This is a genomic window from Nitratidesulfovibrio vulgaris str. Hildenborough, assembly GCF_000195755.1.
GTDB lineage: Bacteria > Desulfobacterota > Desulfovibrionia > Desulfovibrionales > Desulfovibrionaceae > Nitratidesulfovibrio > Nitratidesulfovibrio vulgaris.
In genome coordinates this window covers 1,329,370-1,346,171 of the sequence record NC_002937.3, presented here as the reverse complement: position 1 = coordinate 1,346,171, position 16,802 = coordinate 1,329,370, and the positions used below count along the sequence as shown (strand labels likewise).

General features: G+C 62.3%; 16 protein-coding genes. 12 read left to right on the top strand and 4 right to left on the bottom strand.

From position 1 onward, the window contains the following. Positions 1–214: 214 nt before the first annotated feature. Positions 215–2,395 carry a glutamine synthetase III family protein gene (locus DVU_RS05930; protein WP_010938554.1) on the top strand — a complete coding sequence of 727 codons (2,181 nt, stop codon included), beginning with the start codon at positions 215–217 and terminating at the stop codon, positions 2,393–2,395. Positions 2,396–2,541: 146 nt separating this feature from the next. Here the strand turns inward: DVU_RS05930 and DVU_RS05925 are convergent, their stop codons facing one another. Next, the gene (locus DVU_RS05925) at positions 2,542–2,814 is read right to left on the bottom strand and encodes an RNA recognition motif domain-containing protein (protein WP_010938553.1); all 273 of its coding nucleotides are present in this window, start codon (positions 2,812–2,814) and stop codon (positions 2,542–2,544) included. A 378-nt stretch (positions 2,815–3,192) separates the two neighbouring features. Between DVU_RS05925 and DVU_RS05920 the strand changes: the two genes are divergently transcribed. Further along, positions 3,193–4,170, top strand: coding sequence for a glycosyltransferase family 9 protein (locus DVU_RS05920; protein WP_223295147.1), 978 nt, complete (start codon positions 3,193–3,195; stop codon positions 4,168–4,170). 108 nt (positions 4,171–4,278) lie between these two features. Here the strand turns inward: DVU_RS05920 and DVU_RS05915 are convergent, their stop codons facing one another. After that, entirely contained in the window at positions 4,279–4,911 is a 633-nt protein-coding gene (locus DVU_RS05915) for an L-threonylcarbamoyladenylate synthase (RefSeq protein WP_010938551.1), read from the bottom strand. Between the two features lie 352 nt (positions 4,912–5,263). Here DVU_RS05915 and DVU_RS05910 point away from each other — a divergent pair, with 352 nt between their 5' ends. Next, a complete protein-coding gene (locus DVU_RS05910) occupies positions 5,264–5,734 on the top strand; it encodes a 23S rRNA (pseudouridine(1915)-N(3))-methyltransferase RlmH (RefSeq protein ID WP_010938550.1) in 471 nt (156 codons plus the stop codon). Positions 5,735–5,951: 217 nt separating this feature from the next. Here DVU_RS05910 and DVU_RS05905 read toward each other — a convergent pair whose 3' ends face one another. Then, positions 5,952–8,228, bottom strand: coding sequence for an STT3 domain-containing protein (locus DVU_RS05905; protein ID WP_010938548.1), 2,277 nt, complete (start codon positions 8,226–8,228; stop codon positions 5,952–5,954). A 128-nt stretch (positions 8,229–8,356) separates the two neighbouring features. Here DVU_RS05905 and DVU_RS05900 point away from each other — a divergent pair, with 128 nt between their 5' ends. Beyond that, a complete protein-coding gene (locus DVU_RS05900) occupies positions 8,357–8,575 on the top strand; it encodes a hypothetical protein (RefSeq protein WP_010938547.1) in 219 nt (72 codons plus the stop codon). On the opposite strand, the gene DVU_RS05895 is transcribed toward DVU_RS05900, so the two are convergent. Continuing rightward, the gene (locus DVU_RS05895; protein ID WP_010938546.1) at positions 8,536–9,192 is read right to left on the bottom strand and encodes a 16S rRNA (guanine(527)-N(7))-methyltransferase RsmG; all 657 of its coding nucleotides are present in this window, start codon (positions 9,190–9,192) and stop codon (positions 8,536–8,538) included. The genes DVU_RS05900 and DVU_RS05895 overlap by 40 nt on opposite strands. Positions 9,193–9,342: 150 nt before the next feature. Here DVU_RS05895 and fabD point away from each other — a divergent pair, with 150 nt between their 5' ends. From fabD to DVU_RS05855, 8 genes are all read left to right on the top strand, one after another. Beyond that, positions 9,343–10,296 carry an ACP S-malonyltransferase gene (gene fabD / locus DVU_RS05890; protein ID WP_010938545.1) on the top strand — a complete coding sequence of 318 codons (954 nt, stop codon included), beginning with the start codon at positions 9,343–9,345 and terminating at the stop codon, positions 10,294–10,296. Between the two features lie 230 nt (positions 10,297–10,526). Beyond that, positions 10,527–12,182, top strand: a complete 1,656-nt coding sequence (gene argS, locus DVU_RS05885) for an arginine--tRNA ligase (RefSeq protein WP_010938544.1) — start codon at positions 10,527–10,529, stop codon at positions 12,180–12,182. A gap of 20 nt (positions 12,183–12,202) precedes the next feature. Continuing rightward, positions 12,203–13,024: an SPOR domain-containing protein gene (locus DVU_RS05880; RefSeq protein ID WP_010938543.1), complete on the top strand. Its 822-nt coding sequence runs from the start codon at positions 12,203–12,205 to the stop codon at positions 13,022–13,024. A 31-nt stretch (positions 13,025–13,055) separates the two neighbouring features. Continuing rightward, positions 13,056–13,859 carry an MlaE family ABC transporter permease gene (locus DVU_RS05875; protein ID WP_010938542.1) on the top strand — a complete coding sequence of 268 codons (804 nt, stop codon included), beginning with the start codon at positions 13,056–13,058 and terminating at the stop codon, positions 13,857–13,859. Positions 13,860–13,870: 11 nt separating this feature from the next. Beyond that, on the top strand, positions 13,871–14,695 hold the full coding sequence (locus tag DVU_RS05870; RefSeq protein ID WP_010938541.1) for an ABC transporter ATP-binding protein: 825 nt from the start codon (positions 13,871–13,873) through the stop codon (positions 14,693–14,695). Positions 14,696–14,803: 108 nt separating this feature from the next. Further along, positions 14,804–15,250 carry an outer membrane lipid asymmetry maintenance protein MlaD gene (mlaD, locus tag DVU_RS05865; RefSeq protein WP_010938540.1) on the top strand — a complete coding sequence of 149 codons (447 nt, stop codon included), beginning with the start codon at positions 14,804–14,806 and terminating at the stop codon, positions 15,248–15,250. 3 nt (positions 15,251–15,253) lie between these two features. Then, positions 15,254–15,886 carry an MlaC/ttg2D family ABC transporter substrate-binding protein gene (locus tag DVU_RS05860; protein ID WP_010938539.1) on the top strand — a complete coding sequence of 211 codons (633 nt, stop codon included), beginning with the start codon at positions 15,254–15,256 and terminating at the stop codon, positions 15,884–15,886. A gap of 8 nt (positions 15,887–15,894) precedes the next feature. Further along, positions 15,895–16,716 (top strand): MlaA family lipoprotein, encoded by an 822-nt coding sequence (locus DVU_RS05855; RefSeq protein ID WP_010938538.1) that lies wholly within the window; start codon positions 15,895–15,897, stop codon positions 16,714–16,716. Positions 16,717–16,802: the final 86 nt, after the last annotated feature.

Below are 16,802 nucleotides of genomic sequence, written 5' to 3'. Positions count from 1 at the left end.
TATAACACCAAACTCCAAAAGAGGGGTTGCCATTTTTTTACTATTTTGAAAGAACAAAGACGCCGCAAGCAGGGCGAACCGGAATATCATATCGACATTTCGCTAGGTTACACTATTGGCCCGCTCTTTGCTCTGCTCAAGACAAACGTACCCACCTGCAACCCGCGGGCGGATTGACTTTCAGTAGCAACGCAACCTCGAGGAGAACGCCGTCATGAGTGGAATCCAGGCACGCCTCAACGCCATCTCGGCTGTCACCAACTACAAGCCGAGCACCGCCCCCATGAACTTCAGCGAGACGAAGCTCACCGAATTCTTCGGTTGCAACGTCTTCAATGAAAAGGTCATGCGGGAACGCCTGCCCAAGGACGTCTTCAAGTCGCTGCAGAAGACCATCGAACTCGGCGAGAAGCTCGACCCCTCCATAGCCGACATCGTGGCCAACACCATGAAGGACTGGGCCATCGAGAAGGGTGCGACGCACTTCACGCACGTTTTCTACCCCCTGACGGGCCTGACTGCGGAAAAGCACGACAGCTTCCTCACGCCTGACGGGAAAGGCGGCGCCCTCGCCGAATTCAGCGGCAAGATGCTCATTCAGGGTGAGCCCGACGCATCGAGCTTCCCTTCCGGCGGCTTGCGCAGCACGTTCGAAGCCCGCGGCTACACCGCATGGGACGTGACCAGCCCCGCCTACATCCTTGAGAATCCCAACGGCACGTTCCTGTGCATCCCCACGGCGTTCCTGTCATGGACGGGCGAAGCACTGGACAAGAAGACCCCCCTCCTGCGGTCCATGCAGGCCCTCAATACGCAGGCCAAGCGAGTCCTCAAGCTCTTCGGCATCGAGACCAAGCTGCCCGTGATCGCCTTCGCAGGCCCCGAGCAGGAATACTTCCTCATCGACCGCAACTTCGCCTTCTCCCGCCCCGACCTGCTCATCGCCGGGCGCAGCCTTTTCGGTGCCCGCCCCCCCAAGGGACAGGAGTTCGAAGACCAGTACTTCGGCGTCATCCCCCGCCGCGTGCTCGCCTTCATGATGGAAGTCGAACGCGAGCTGTACAAGTTGGGCGTGCCCGTGAAGACCCGCCACAACGAAGTGGCCCCCAGCCAGTACGAAATCGCCCCCATCTATGAAACGGGCAACCTCGCGACCGACCACAACCAGATCATCATGACCACGCTACGCAGCGTGGCAAAGCGCTACGGCATGCTCTGCCTGCTGCACGAAAAGCCTTTCGCGGGCATCAACGGTTCGGGCAAGCACCTCAACTACTCCATCGGCAACGCCGAATTGGGCAGCCTGTTCGATCCCGGCGACACCCCGCACGAGAACGCCAAGTTCCTCGTATTCTGCGCCGCCGCCATCCGCGCCCTGCACAAGTTCGGCCCGATGCTGCGAGCCACCGTGGCCTCCGCATCCAACGACCATCGTCTGGGAGCCAACGAGGCTCCGCCCGCCATCATGTCGATGTATCTCGGTGAACAGCTGACCGACGTCTTCGAACAGTTCAAGCAGGGCAAGGTCAACGGCTGCAAGCAGAAGTGCGTCATGAACGTGGGCGTCGACACGCTGCCCCCGCTCCCGCGCGACCCCGGCGACCGCAACCGCACCAGCCCCTTCGCCTTCACCGGCAACAGATTCGAATTCCGCGCGGTAGGCTCCAGCATGTCCATCGCCGGTTCGCAGGTGGCCCTCAACACCATGATGGCCGACTCGCTCGACTACATCGCCTCCGAGCTCGAGAAGGCCATCGGCGGCGATGCCAGCAAGCTCAACGAAGCCGTGCAGAGCCTTCTTCAGAAGATCATGGTCGAGCACGAAGCCATCATCTTCAACGGTGACGGCTACTCCGAAGCCTGGCACAAGGAGGCCGAACGTCGTGGCCTGCCCAACCTGCGCACCACCCCCGACGCCCTGCCTATGCTGACCAAGCCCGAGGTCATCGAACTGTTCACCAAGTACGGCGTATTCTCCGAAGCGGAACTCCGCTCGCGCGAAGAAATCTACCTCGAACAGTACTGCAAGACCGTCAAGACCGAAGCCAATCTGGTCATCCGCATGGCACGCACGATCATCTTCCCCGCAGCCATGCGCTATCAGGGTGAACTGGCTACCACCTGCGCCAACCTGAAGGCAGCCGGACACGACTACCAGATGGTGACGCTTGAAGATGTCACCGCGAAGCTGCGTTCCATGCAGAAGGCTGCCAACGAACTGGAGAAGCTGCTCGACCACGAGGCGGCAAGTGTTCTGGAAGAGGCGCGCCACATGTGCGACGCCATCCTCCCCGCCATGAACGATGTCCGCAAGTGGGCCGACTCGCTTGAGACCATCGTCGCCGACGACCTCTGGTCGCTGCCCAGCTACCAGGAAATGCTCTTCATCAAGTAACGCGGATAGAATCGACAGATACAGAACGGGCTGCCGAAAGGCAGCCCGCTTTTTTGTGTGTAGCCCCCGCGCCTAGCGGGAGGCTACACACAAAAAAAGCCCCCGGTCATATCTGACCGGGGGCCTTGCTTGCTAGGTCGTGGCGACTACCACGCGCGACGAGGGGCGCGGGGAGCACGCTCCTGCGCTTCGTTGACGCGCAGGTTGCGGCCCATGAAATCGTAGCCGTCGAGGGCTTCCATGGCGGTACGCATGTCAGCGTCAGCCATTTCAACGAAGCCGAAGCCACGGGGACGACCGGTTTCACGATCGAACATCAGCTTCACGGAAACAACTTCACCGTGGGCGGCGAAAAGGTCACGAACGTCTTCCTGTTCAGCGGTAAAAGGCAGATTGCCTACATAGAGGGTCTTCGACATGAGTAAAACTCCTTGGTTTGGCCTGGCTTTCATCTATCAGGAGCTTTGCCCATGCGAAGTTCGACAGAAAAAAAAGACTAGCCGTGCTGTGTGAAGCGCTTTAATACACAGTCCGATTCTGCTCGTCAATGAACTTCTTTGCGGAAAGCCGAGATTCTAACACCAGCCAGCCAACGGGCCAGAATAATACGAGCAAATCCTCAGTCTCAGATGCAACGGCTGTGGTTACACCATGCCCTCCCCTTCCACACCCCCCTGAAAGAAGTATTGTCCGGTATTCTTCCGGCACGCCCGCGGCAACCGTGCGTTCCCGCTGTCTCCTGCCCACGGAGAGGGCTTGCCAACGCTGACAGCCTTTCGCATTCTTGCCCCATGAGAATGGCTACCCCACAGCACTCGATAACGCCTCCCAAGCCAGCCCCGTGCATCATCGTTCACAACGGTGCCCTTGGAGATTTCGCCTGCGCATGGCCCGCACTTCACGCCATCGCCCAGCATCACAGAATAAAAAGAGCCGGAGCCCCTCTTTACTTCTACGGCCACAGCGAACGGGGGCAGTGGCTTGAAAAACTGGGCTATCTGCGCTGTACGCCTCATGTCAGGCGCATCATCGAACGACTCTATGCAGGCATTCCCACGCCTGAATTCGCCCGCCACAACATCCTATGGTTCTGCCTTCACTCCCCGCCCAGTGACGCGGCCCCCCACGTGACGCCCCTGCCCGCCCTCACTGCCGGGCAGGACATGCATGTCACGCAAGCCTTGCTGCATGCTCTACACGCCCTTGGCATCCAGACGGATTGGGACTGGCGAGGAGCATGGCGGGATGCCGTTGGGAGTTGGCACGGCCCGGATTCACGCCTTGTGGTGCTCTTTCCGGGCGCGGGGCATGTCATGAAAAGATGGGCCATGCAGCGTTTCGAACATGTTGCCTGTGCACTGGCGGCGGAAGGATGGGAGCCTCTATGGGTGATGGGCCCTGCGGAACGGGACGGGGGCATGTCGCCGCCCGTCGGGCACCGGGTGCACATGCCGCAGTCGTACCGGGAACTCGTCGACCTGCTTTGCCGGGTACGCCTTGTCATCGGCAACGACTGCGGCCCCATGCACCTTGCCGCCATGTCACAAGTCCCCACCCTGACCATCTTCGGCCCCGCCGACCACAGACGATGGGCCCCCGACAGGAAGAGACTGCTGCGGGCGGACATGCCCTGCTCACCCTGCACCCTCACCACGCGGGACATCCACTGCACGCACACGACACCGGACGGCATCCCGGCCTGTCTGGACGCTCTGGATACAGGCTCCGTACTACAGATGGCGCGCATGCAGCTGGAGGCTACCGCAGAAGCATGAAGGACAGGGGCGAAGCCTGATGGATGACGGACAGCACGACGACGGCTGAACAGGCGCACGGGACGCCCCCGTCCGCGCCAGCCTCCGGCTTGGAATGCCCTGCGGCAATCAGCAGGGCGAGACCACCTCGTAGCCTTTGCTGACAAGTGCCGCTCTCGGCACCGCTCCTTCCCTCAGGATTCGGAGCGTCCCGTCGGTCAGGACATCGACCAGCGTCGAGGGCAATCCCCCGGCAGGCTGCGGCGGGGCATCATACACACCGTCGACGCCAGAAAGAAGCTCACGGTCGAGGTCGGCGACACGCACCACGGCCGCCCTGCCACTGACATTGGCACTGGATGCGGCAAGAGGCGCGCCAAGGCCCAATGCGAGAGCCATGGCCGCAGGATGGGGCGACACACGCACCGCCACGCGACCCGTTCCCCCTGTCAAGGTGTCGGGCAACTCCGGCAGCGCCGGACAGAGTATCGAAAGCGGGCCGGGCCAGAAATCGCGGGCAAGGGCAGCCTCGACAGCGCCATGACCTCGGGTGACCATGCCCAGCTGGCTGGCATCGCCGAGGATGACGGGCAATGCCATCCCGGACTGCCTCCGCTTCGCCCGGAACACGGCATCGACCGCTCGCGCATCTCGCACATCGCACCCGATGCCGAAGAACGTCTCGGTGGGGTAGACAAGGACACCGCCTCCCGCGAGAAGTCGTACGGCGTCGGCTATGTTCGTGAGCAGTTCGGCAGACATGGTGGCTCCGGTATTGGATTCGACGATATGGCGTTGCATGTGGTGGCGTGATGAGGAATTTCGACGACCGGGCAGCCCGGACAGACGCAGCAGAGACAGCAGACGAGGACAGACTGACGACCGGGACTGCGGGGAGACACGTCGCCGTTCAGTCCAGACGCCCCGCACAGCGGCGCGCCATTGATCGAGTCCCGACGACTAGTTTTTCTCTGTCCGCCGGTCAAGTTCTCAGGCTTGCGCAATACGTCAGTGTCCCCCGCGCGACAGCGACGAATAGCCCACGCTTGCGGGATGCCCTTCAACAGGCTACCACACCCTCGCCGGACACACGCCGGCGAACTCGGGAGCACTCATGAGGACACTGCGCATTCTCGCCGTCGGACGTATCCGGACACCATTCTGGCAACAGGCCGCCACGCACTACATGGAGAGGATACGGCACAACTGTCGCCTGACCGAAACCGTGGTCAAGGATGGCGGCGCGGCGCTGCCTCCGACGGCACGCAATGCGGATGAAGGGGCGCGGCTCATCGCAGCCATGGGCCCCACCGACATCGTCGTATGCCTCGATGAACACGGGCGGAACATGACATCACGCGACTTCGCAGGCTTCATCGAACGACTCACCGAGAACGCCACGCGGACGCCGTGCTTCGTCATCGGAGGGGCCTTCGGGTTGGACAAGAGCGTCCTGCAAAGGGCCGAACACAAGCTCGCCCTCGGGCCCATGACCTTTCCGCACGAAATGGCGCGAGTGGTGTTGCTTGAACAGCTGTACCGGGCAGACGCCATCCTGCGCGGGGCCCCCTACCACCACGACTAGAGACGTCTCACCTCACACGCGCATTCACGGCAGAAATAGTGACCGTAGTACGGCCGGAAACGTATCTCGGAATGCCGGATGCGGCATCCACACGCCCGCACCCGGCGACAGATTCACTTCGGTCACGGCATCCTGCCGTCATCACCGCACACGACCTGCCCAAGTGAGACCGGACGCACTGGCACAGCGATGAACGCGGCAGCCACACGCCCCGCGCCTACCGCACCTCGTACACGCGCGCGTAGACATTGTCGTATATCAGCTTGAAATACGGGGCGAAGCGCGTGTCGTCGGGCGAGCACAGCAGAAGCTGCACCATCACCGTATTATAGAGCCTGTCATCAAGGACGAGTTTTTCGCCCGTGACCTTGTTGAACAGGAAGTGGATGTTGCGCCTGCTCTCTATGTTGCGCTGGCGTGCGGCGTAGTCGGCGATGGCGTTGCCGCTGCCCCCCTGCCGCACGATGTAGTCGCGCCGCTCAAGCTGCCCCTCGTCGAAGACGTCGATAGTGGAGGCGAGCACTCCTGTCGTGTTGCCCTGCACCTGCACCTCTCCCGTATCAAGGCTGTACGAGAGTTGTTGCGGGATACTGCTGATGGCGTACCCCTTGCCCTCGCGTGACAAGAAGTCCCATGTGCCGAAGTTGGTTATCCAGAACCCCAGACGCAACATGTCGTAACTGACCACGAGATACTGGCGCGGAGCATCGGCAAAGGTCATCTTCTCGATGCCAAGCCTGTGCACAAGTTCCTGCGCCTGCGCCCCGCCCATGCCCTCGAAGACACTGCCGGGGATGCCGCCCCTCTCCGCCGTGTACCTGATGAGCTGCCACGCGAAGCGCGGGTTGGCTGTCGAGAACACGGCGGCGGGCACATACAGCGACGGCCCGCCATGGCTTGCACCGTCGGCGATGGTCCTGCGATGTGCGAAATGATGGGCCGAATACCCCCAGTCCCACCATATCCAGACCATGGAATCCTCTGGCGTGGCCGTACGGATATGGCGCAACGCCTCGGCATGGCGCTTGTTGATGATGGGGCCCTGCGTCATGGCGGGTAGCAGGTCGACGAACGGGGTGGCGACGATGACGAGCAGCACGGCAGACAAGGCAAGGCGCACCCATCCTGTCCGCAGGTCGTGCCGGAGCACCCGCTGGACACCCCACACCATCGGCAACGCGAAGCCCAGGGCGAGCACCGGCGCACCGAACATGACCATGCGCCCGCCAAGCTTCACGCTGAGGAACGAGAGCACGCCAAGCGGCAGCAGGAAGAAGGCGGCAGGTCGTGCCAGCAACAAGGGCACGAATCCGCCAAGCCCCGCAAGTGCCACCCACAACCACGGATGAAAATACGAGAGCACCTCGGAAAGCGAGAGGTCTTGCACCTCGATGATGCTCTGTGCCACCGACGGATAGACGAGGGGATCATCGCCGCCAGCGCCCGGAGAAGGATCCCCGCTTCGTTTGACATACCCGGCGATCGAGTTGAGGAACATCCTGAACACATCGGGATCGAACAGAAGCACGGCGACGGCGCACCATCCGGCTACCGGAAGCGCCCGTCCGCGCACGAAGGCCATGAAACGGGCGTCGGCCCGGTGCAGCCCCCAGCCCAGTGCCAGCGCGAAGAGCAGCCCCCAGGCCCCCACGAGCATGGGAAGCGCGTAGGCGAGCCCCCCCACGAGCAGGGCACGGCGCATGCCCGGCCTGCCGAACACGCATATGCAGCCGAACAGAAGTACCACATCATAGCGAATCAGGTAGGGGAACAGAGAATGCCACTCGGCCCCCCAGCTACCCACAAGCCCCGAGCCCGCGAGCAGAGCCAGCCACCGGGGGGACAAGGCCCCGCCATGCCAGTCGTCGTCAGCCTCCCCGCGGGACGTCATCATGACCGCCACGGCATCGGGAACGACGTCAGAAGTGCCCGTGCGGCGTGCAAGAAGACGACGGGCGACCTGCAACGGGGTGAACATGAACCGGGCCATCCAGAAGGCCGGCCCAAGACCCATCAGAAGCGGGAAGAGAAGGGTCACGAGGTCTGTGTCGCAATACCCGAGCAGTGTACGCGCGAGAAAGCCCGGTGCCAGCGAAGCCAGCACCCCGGCGCACACGCCCGCCTCAACCCCGCCAAGCGCGGCGGCCCAGCCGAATACGCCCACGGCAACAAGGCTTGCCATGACCGGCGGAAGCCAGAACCCCACAGCCGCAGGCGTGGTGCCTGTAAAGGCCGCCGCAAGGCGCACGAGTTCGGACATGGGATGACCCGCACCGAATTCGAAGCCCTCGGCACCGGCTATCCAGTGATAGGCGTCATGGGTGGCAAGCAGATACTCGCCATCGAGCATGTATTCGGGATTCTGCCATGCAGGGTATTCCAGCATCCGCATCCCGAAGGAAAGGGCGTAAACGACGAAGGCGAGGGCCAGAGGGCGTGTCCACGCAGGAAAGGCGTCAATGCAGACGGACAGTGTGCCGCGTAGTCGTGTCATGGAAGATGTGCCTCCGGGAGATATGGCCTGCTGCATACACGCAACGGACGCGGGCTTCAACGCCCCTTCACGCCGATGACGAAATACGGTAAGGGGTCGGCGGTCGGACAGCGCAACGGAGGATGATCATGCTCAACGCCCGATATCTCGATGAACTGGAAGAATACATGTCTTCCGGTCGCATGGAAGACGAGTTCGAATACTCGCCCGAAGAGCGACGGCTCGAAATCCTCGAGTTCCTCGAACGCCTCATGGACGTGGCTGAGACCGCCGACGCCACGGCGACGAAGCTCATCTTCAAGAACTCTCAGTTCGGGACGATGATGGGCCTCAAGGACCAAAAATAGCGCCCTCCGCAGCGTGTTCCATAAAGACTCTCCGCTTCGACGGCCCACCCTTCGGGTAACGATGCGGGCACGGGGTCGAGAGAGAGGAACACCACCTGCCCGCCGGGTGCCAGATGGCCCGACACGAAATCGAGAAGCTCACGCCAGGGCATGAACGCCCGGCTCACCACGAGGTCGGCGGGCGGACGGGACGGCATGAACGCCTCTGCCCTGCCCTGAAAGACGTTCGTACCCGGCAGGGGATGGCGGGCAAGGGCCATGCGCAGGAACATGGCGCGCTTCTCGCGGGCCTCGACCATTGTATAGTTACCACGCTGCCATGCTGCCCGGAGGGGAATACCGGGCAGTCCGGCACCGGCACCGAGGTCCCATACCTCCGGTTCCGGAGGCAAGGGCAGCGTATCAAGGAAAGCCGCCAAGTGCAGGCTGTCCACCACAAGGGTATGGAAGGTGTCCTGCCATGTGCGGGTTCCCACAAGGTTCATGCTCCGGTTCCAGTGCAGCAAGAGTTCGAGATACCCGGCGATGGCCTCGAGCATTCCGGGTGAGGGCTCGAACCCTGCTTCACGACAGAACTTCGTCAATTCCTTGCGGGAGACTTCAACACGTCCAGCCATGCGGCTCTCTCCTTGATATTGCGGTTGGACGGCGCACTGCCGCCATGACGGGTGCGGATACCTAGCCCCACGCGGCCGGGCTTGCAAGTGGCACGGCGCACAAACCGCGTGCAGACGCACTGCACGCCACCACGGAACGGAGTGAAGCGAATGTACCACGATACCACCACGGCAGTCCTCTTTCCCGGGCAAGGTTCGCAAGAACCGGGCATGGGGCGCGACCTCGCCGAAGCCTCGGCAGAGGCCATGGCCCTCTGGAAAAAGGCCGAGAACATCAGCGGCCTTCCGCTGCGCGAGATATACTGGGATGGCGATGATGCGGCCATGGCCGACACGCGCAACCTGCAACCTGCGCTGACCGTCGTCAATCTCGCCCTGTGGCAGCATGTGGCAGGGCGGCTGCGCCCCGCCTGCATGGCCGGGCACAGCCTCGGGGAATACAGTGCGCTGGCGGCTGCGGGTGCCATCGCGGCAGATGCCGCCATCGAACTCGTCTCTTTGCGCGGCAGGCTCATGGCCGAGGCCGACCCGTCCGGCGAGGGCGGCATGGCGGCCGTACTCAAGCTTTCGCTGGCCGACGTCGAAGACGTGGTGCGCGAAGCCCGCGAGGCCACCGGAGCATGTCTCATCGTGGCCAACTACAACACTCCTGCACAATTCGTCGTGAGCGGGGCCAAGTCGGCTGTGACCGACGCGGCCGCACGCGTCAAGGAACGCAAGGGTCGTGCTGTGCCCCTCGCTGTGAGCGGCGCCTTCCACAGCCCTCTCATGGACGAGGCGGCCCGCGAACTGGCCAGGGCCCTCGCCCGCGTGACGTGGAACCGCCCGCGCTACGCCGTCTACTGCAATGTCACCGCCACGGCACAGACCGACGGCGCCTCTCTCGCCGACATCATGCCCCGTCAGATGACCTCGTCGGTGCGCTGGATAGAGACCATATCCTCGCAGTGGACCGATGGCATCCGCTCATGGGTCGAAGTCGGCCCCAAGGGTGTGCTGACCAAGATGGTCAAGCCCATCCTCTCTACCTGCGGAGTCACCGACGACGCCTACATGGTGGCGGGCATCGCCAATCTCGAACAGGCTCAGACATTCTTTGCATGACCACTGTTGCGGCCCCTGCGGGGGCCGCAACGCCTTCAGGCCGGGGCACCGCGCCGCTCATGGCGAATCCGGATGTGCATGCGACGCCCCTCTTCCCATGGCGTCCCCGGTCGTCCTCACGACGCACACTTTGCACCCGGCCACTTTTCTGCTACGATTTTCGTTTCGGCGAGTCTCCCGCACTAGGGACACATGAAGCGAACCACCATCACCACCCAGGAATGACATAGATGCGCGCAAAGAAGCAGCTGTTAGCCGCCCTTCAGGACATCGTGAAGGACATGGGGCTGGCCTGGCCCGAAAAGGCCACCATCGACACTCCCAAGGCCACCGGCTTCGGCGACCTTGCAGCCAATATCGCCCTCGTACTCGCCAAGCAGGCGGGGCAGAACCCGCGCGAACTCGCCACACGCATTGCGGATGCCCTTCGCAACCGTGACGCGGACATCACCGCCATCGACATCGCCGGACCCGGCTTCCTGAACGTCACCTACTCGCAGGACTTCTGGCGCGAGACCATTCTCCGCGCACAGGAGGCGGGTAGCGCCTTCGGTTCGTCCGACACGGGCGCAGGGCGCAAGGTGCAGGTCGAATATGTTTCGGCCAACCCCACCGGGCCGCTCCACATCGGTCATGGACGCGGTGCGGCAGTGGGCGACAGCCTCGCACGCATCATGCGTTTCGCCGGGTATGATGTCAGCACGGAATACTACATCAATGACGCTGGCAGGCAGATGCGCCTGCTCGGCCTCTCCGTGTGGGTACGGGCCAAGGAACTTGCCGGTCGTCCCGTCACACTGCCCGAGGACTTCTATCGCGGTGACTACATCAAGGACATCGCCCGCGAGTTGATGGAGAAGGAACCTGGTCTGCTCGACCTCGACGACGCCGCCGGTGAAGACCGCTGCTTCGCCTACGCCATGAGCAGCATCCTCGACGGCATCAAGCAGGACCTCGCTGATTTTCGGGTAGAGCATCAGGTTTGGTTCTCGGAGCGTTCGCTCGTTGAGGGCGGTGCCGTCGAGAAGACGTTCAACCGCCTGAAGGAAGCCGGGCTCGCCTTCGAACAGGACGGGGCACTGTGGTTCCGCACCACCGACTTCGGCGACGACAAGGACAGGGTGCTCCGCAAGTCCGATGGAACGCTCACCTATTTCTCGTCCGACATCGCCTACCATGACAACAAGTACGACCGTGGCTTCGACCTCGTCGTCGACATCTGGGGCGCAGACCACCACGGTTACATCCCCCGGATGCGCGCCGCCGTCGCGGCACTGGGCCGCAAGCCCGAAGCCTTCGACGTCGTGCTCATCCAGCTGGTCAACCTGCTGCGCGGTGGTGAACTCGTCGCCATGTCCACCCGCGCCGGACAGTTCGAGACCCTCGCCGACGTGGTGAAGGAGACCGGTGCCGACGCAGCGCGCTTCATGTTCCTCTCCCGCAAGAGCGACAGTCCGCTCGACTTCGACCTTGAACTGGTCAAGCAGCGCACCATGGACAACCCGGTCTACTATGTGCAGTACGCCCACGCCCGTGTGTGTTCGGTGCTGCGCAAGGCTGCCGAGCGCGGCATCGAGATGCCCGCGCAGCTTGATGGTGCGAGCCTCGCCCCGCTCTCCGGTGACGACGAGATGGAACTGCTGCGCCTGCTCGACCGCTTCGAAGAGACGGTCGCCGGGGCTGCCACCGCGCTCGCCCCGCACCACATCAGCCACTACCTGATGGAGGTCGCCGGAGCGTTGCACAGCTACTACGCGCGGCAGCCCATCCTGAATGCCACGGAACAGGATGTCATCGTTCCCCGCCTTGCGCTTCTGCGCGCCGTGGGCTGCGTGCTTGCCAACGGCCTTTCGCTTCTCGGCGTTTCCGCCCCTGAATCGATGTAATCAAAAACACCGGAAGGAACATGGCAAGGGCGAGCAGCAACAGCGGCAAGCCGGGAGGGGGCGAAGGCAAGGGCGGATACACCATCCGCGTCACCTTCTCCTCTCTCATCTCGGCAGGTATCGTCACCCTCATCGGTCTGGGGTGGGTCTTCATGCTCGGCGTCATCGTGGGGCGTGGCTACCATCCTGAACAGAAAGTGCCCGAACTGGCCCGAATCCTGCCCGCCCAGCCCCACACGGCACCTCCGGCCCCGGCACAGGCGCAGCGTAACGACGTCATCAAGGCCGAAGAGCTGAAGTTCATGAACTCGCTCAAGGGGCGCCCCACCGGCAACAACACCACGGCGACGACGACGGCGACCGCCCCTGCCGCACCGGCGAAGGCGCAGCAGAAGTCCGCAGAGAAGACGGAACAGGCCAAGCCGTCCGCCAAGGAACTGGCCGAAGCGAAGGCACGCGAGAACAGCCGCAAGGCGCAGGAGCAGAAGGCGGAAGCCGCCCGTAAGGCGCAGGCCGAAAAGAAGGCGAAGGCGGAGGCCGCCAAAGCGGAGGCGGCAAAGGCAGAAGCCGCCAAGAACGACACCTTCGACTACGTCTATCAGGTGGCAGCCTTCAAGGACGAAGGGCCGGCAAAGACCATGCGCGGCAAGCTTGAAACGGCGGGACTGCGGGCACGCGTCGAGACCCAGAAGGACAAGACCGTGACGTGGTACCGCATCCTTGTCTCCTTCAGGGGTACCCCTGAAGACACCCGCGCCCTCCGTGCCACGCTCCTCAAACAGGGTATCGACAAGATCATCATGCGGTCCAAGGTTCCGGCCACGGGCAAGGCCAAATCCTGATGCACACGGACAAGACAGGCGACGGAAGGCGATGACAAACCCACCCGAACGCGACAATCCGGTAACGGCACTGGGCAGGAGCTTTCTCCGGCTCCTCGGTGAACTGGGCGCGATGTTCATCTTCATGCTCGACGGATTCCGGCACATCTTCGCCTCGACGAAGCAACTGCCGAAAATCGTCAATCAGGTTTATGTCATCGGGTACAAGTCGCTGTTCGTCATTCTGCTCATCGGCATCTTCACAGGCATGGTGCTGGGACTTCAAGGGTACTACACCCTTGTCAAATTCGGTTCTGAGGGCCTGCTTGGCGCCGCCGTGGCGCTCACCCTCATACGCGAACTCGGCCCCGTGCTCACCGCCATCATGGTCACCGGGCGCGCTGGTTCGTCCATGGCAGCCGAAATCGGCGTCATGCGCATCACCGACCAGATAGACGCCCTCGATGTCATGGACATCAACCCCATGGGCTACCTCGTCTCACCGCGTATCGCGGCATCGCTGGTGGCCTTTCCCCTGCTGACGGCACTGTTCGACGTCATCGGCATCATCGGAGGGTATGTGACCGGCGTCATGCTCCTCGGCATCAACGAAGGGGTTTACTTTCACCGCATCGCCACCAGCGTGGAACTCGCCGACGTGACCGGCGGCTTCATGAAGTCGTTGCTGTTCGCGCTCATCGTCTCCACGGTAAGCTGCTATCAGGGGTACTTCACCCACATGAGGCGAGACGGTATGGGGCCTGAAGGCGTGAGCAACTCAACCACGTCTGCTGTCGTCATGTCGTGCGTGCTGGTTCTTGTCGCCGACTACGTTCTCACCTCGTTCCTGCTGTAGGAGATTCGACGATGTCCGACACCACCACGGCATGGGACATACGCCTTGAGGGGCTTCGCCTCGGCTACGGCGAAAAGGTCGTCCTCGAAGACGTGACCGCCACCCTGCCAGCCGGACGCATCAGCATGATCCTCGGCGGGTCGGGCTGCGGCAAGTCGACACTGCTGCGCCATATTCTCGGACTCCAGCGGCCTCTGTCAGGCAGGGTGCTTCTCGGCGGCAACGACCTCTTCGCGCTTTCCGGCATCGAATTCAGGCGCACACGCCGCCGCATGGGCGTGCTCTTTCAGGATGGCGCGCTTCTGGGCGCCCTGACGCTTGGCGACAACGTCGCCCTGCCGCTCAAGGAACATACCCGGCTGCCTGCGACAACCATCCGCGAGGTCGTGCTGCACACGCTTGGGCTGGTGGGCCTTTCGGATTTCGCAGACTACTATCCAAGCCAGCTTTCGGGCGGCATGCGCAAACGGGCGGGTCTTGCACGCGCCATCGTGATGCACCCCCCCATCCTTCTGTGCGACGAACCCACCTCCGGGCTTGACCCGATCAATGCCGCACAGATGGACAGGCTGCTACTGGACATGAAGGCACATTTTCCTGAAATGACCACCGTCGTCGTCAGCCACGACCTGCAAAGCCTGCGGATGATAGCAGACCATGCTCTCGTGCTGCATGACGGCAAAGCCGTCTTCTCAGGCTCGTATCATGACCTGCAAGCCACCCGCGACCCGTACCTCAGGGACTTCCTCGACCGCACGCCAGCAGCGGACAACGCCATGCGCCCGGCACTCTCGCCGGAAGTAAGGGCTGCGCTCGATGCATGGCTTGCACGCTGATACGCGACATCAGGACATGGGCGGGCAGACCTGCCAGATACAATAGCGTTCCGCGACAGCGCCCCCAGTGAGTGGGGCAAAGCGGATAAAGCCAGACAGGGGCAGCGTATGAACAAGTACTCTCGTGAAACGGCCGCAGGTGTGTTCGTCCTGCTGGGACTGCTCTGTGTGGCCTATCTCACTGTCAAACTCGGACGTATGGAACTTCTCGCCGACAAGGGCTATACTGTCATGTGCAAGTTCAGTTCCGTCACTGGGCTTCGAGTCGGTGCCGAAGTCGAGATAGCCGGGGTGCCCGTGGGCCGTGTTGCATCCATCACCCTCGACCGGGAACACCCCCTCGCCGTTGTGGGCCTGCGCATCAATGAAGGCGTCAAACTCACTGACGATGTCATCGCCTCGGTCAAGACGAGTGGACTCATCGGGGACAAGTATGTGAAACTGTCACCGGGTGGGTCCCCTGACATCCTTGGCAATGGCGATGAAATCACTGAAACCGAATCGTCCATAGACATCGAATCGCTCATCAGCAAGTATGTCTTCGGAGGTGTCTAGACCATGTTCCTGCGCCTTTCATCCTTATGCCTGTCCGCCCTGCTCATATGCTGTGTCCTAGCGCCCGGCACCTCGTTCGCTTCATCTCCGGCACGCGCCACGCTTGAAAGCACCGTCACGCGCGTACTCGACATCCTGAAATCCCCCGACTACCGCGACACTGCCAAGCGTGACGCGGAACGGAACAAGATCGAAGCGGAGATTCGCAACATCTTCGATTACGAGGAGTTCTCCGCCCGCACAGTGGGGGCCAACTGGCCATCATTCACGGCCGACCAGAAAAACCGGTTCACCGAGGCCTTCGCTCAACTGCTGCGCGCCACCTACCTTGAAAAGATCGACGGCTACAACGGCGAACGCATCGCCTACACCGGAGAGTTGGCAAGCACCAAGGGCGACAAGGTCGAAGTGCAGACCGCCGTCACCCTCAAGGACGGCAAGACCGTGCCTGTCGCCTACCGCATGCTCGAAAAACAGGGGCGCTGGGTGGTCTACGACGTCATCATCGAAGGTGTGAGTCTCGTGAAGAACTATCGCTCGCAGTTTCAGGACCTGCTCACCAAGGGCACGCCCGACCAGCTGATCGAGCGGGTACGCTCCAAGGCCGATGAAGTCAGGGCGAAAGCCGCGCAATAGGGGGCTACATGATGTTTCGATCAAGGCAACCCGTGGAGCCCGCCCTGTGCGAAGCCGAGAGGTGTTCGCGCTGCGCCTTCACTGGTGTACGCTTGCTGGCTGCGGTCATTCTCTGTGCCTGCCTCGTGGGCGTCAGCCCCGGTGCACACGCCGCCGGAGACCCGGCACCCTATGCGGCGCAGACAAGCGATACCCTTGACGATTATGACGTCCCCGATGCCCACCTTGTCGCCGACCCACTTGAGGGCTGGAACAGGATGTGGTTCGGCTTCAACGACTTCGTCCTGTTGCGTATAGGCAAGCCCGTCTACAAGGGCTACGAGGCGGTCACCCCTGAAGAACTCCGAAGCGGTGTGCGCAACTTCTTCCACAACATCCTCTTTCCCCTGCGATTCGTGAACAACCTGCTTCAAGGCAGGTTCAACGCAGCCGGGGTCGAGATGGGCCGCTTCATCGTCAACACGACCGTGGGCATGGGTGGCCTCATCGACGTCGCCAAGAAGGACAGGCCCGTCGTTCCGGTCGAAGACGAGGACATGGGGCAGACGCTGGGGGTGTGGGGCTTCGGAGAGGGCTTCTACCTTGTCTGGCCCTTCATCGGGCCAAGCACGTTGCGTGATACCGCCGGATTCGCCGGCGACTACTTCCTCGACCCCACGTGGTTCGCTCTTACACTCGAAGAATCCATTGCTGCCAACGGGTACAAGCAACTCAACGGTCTCGGGCCTGCCATCGATGGCTATGAAGGTCTCAAGTCCGGTTCTGTAGAACCCTACACGGCTGTTCGCAACGCCTACATCCAGTTGCGACGCGACAAGATACGCCGTTGACACTCCGGCAACGGCGTTCGTGAACACATCGGACATTGCAGAATCAGAAGGGAGGCCCATGGGCCTCCCTTCTGACTATCTCATGT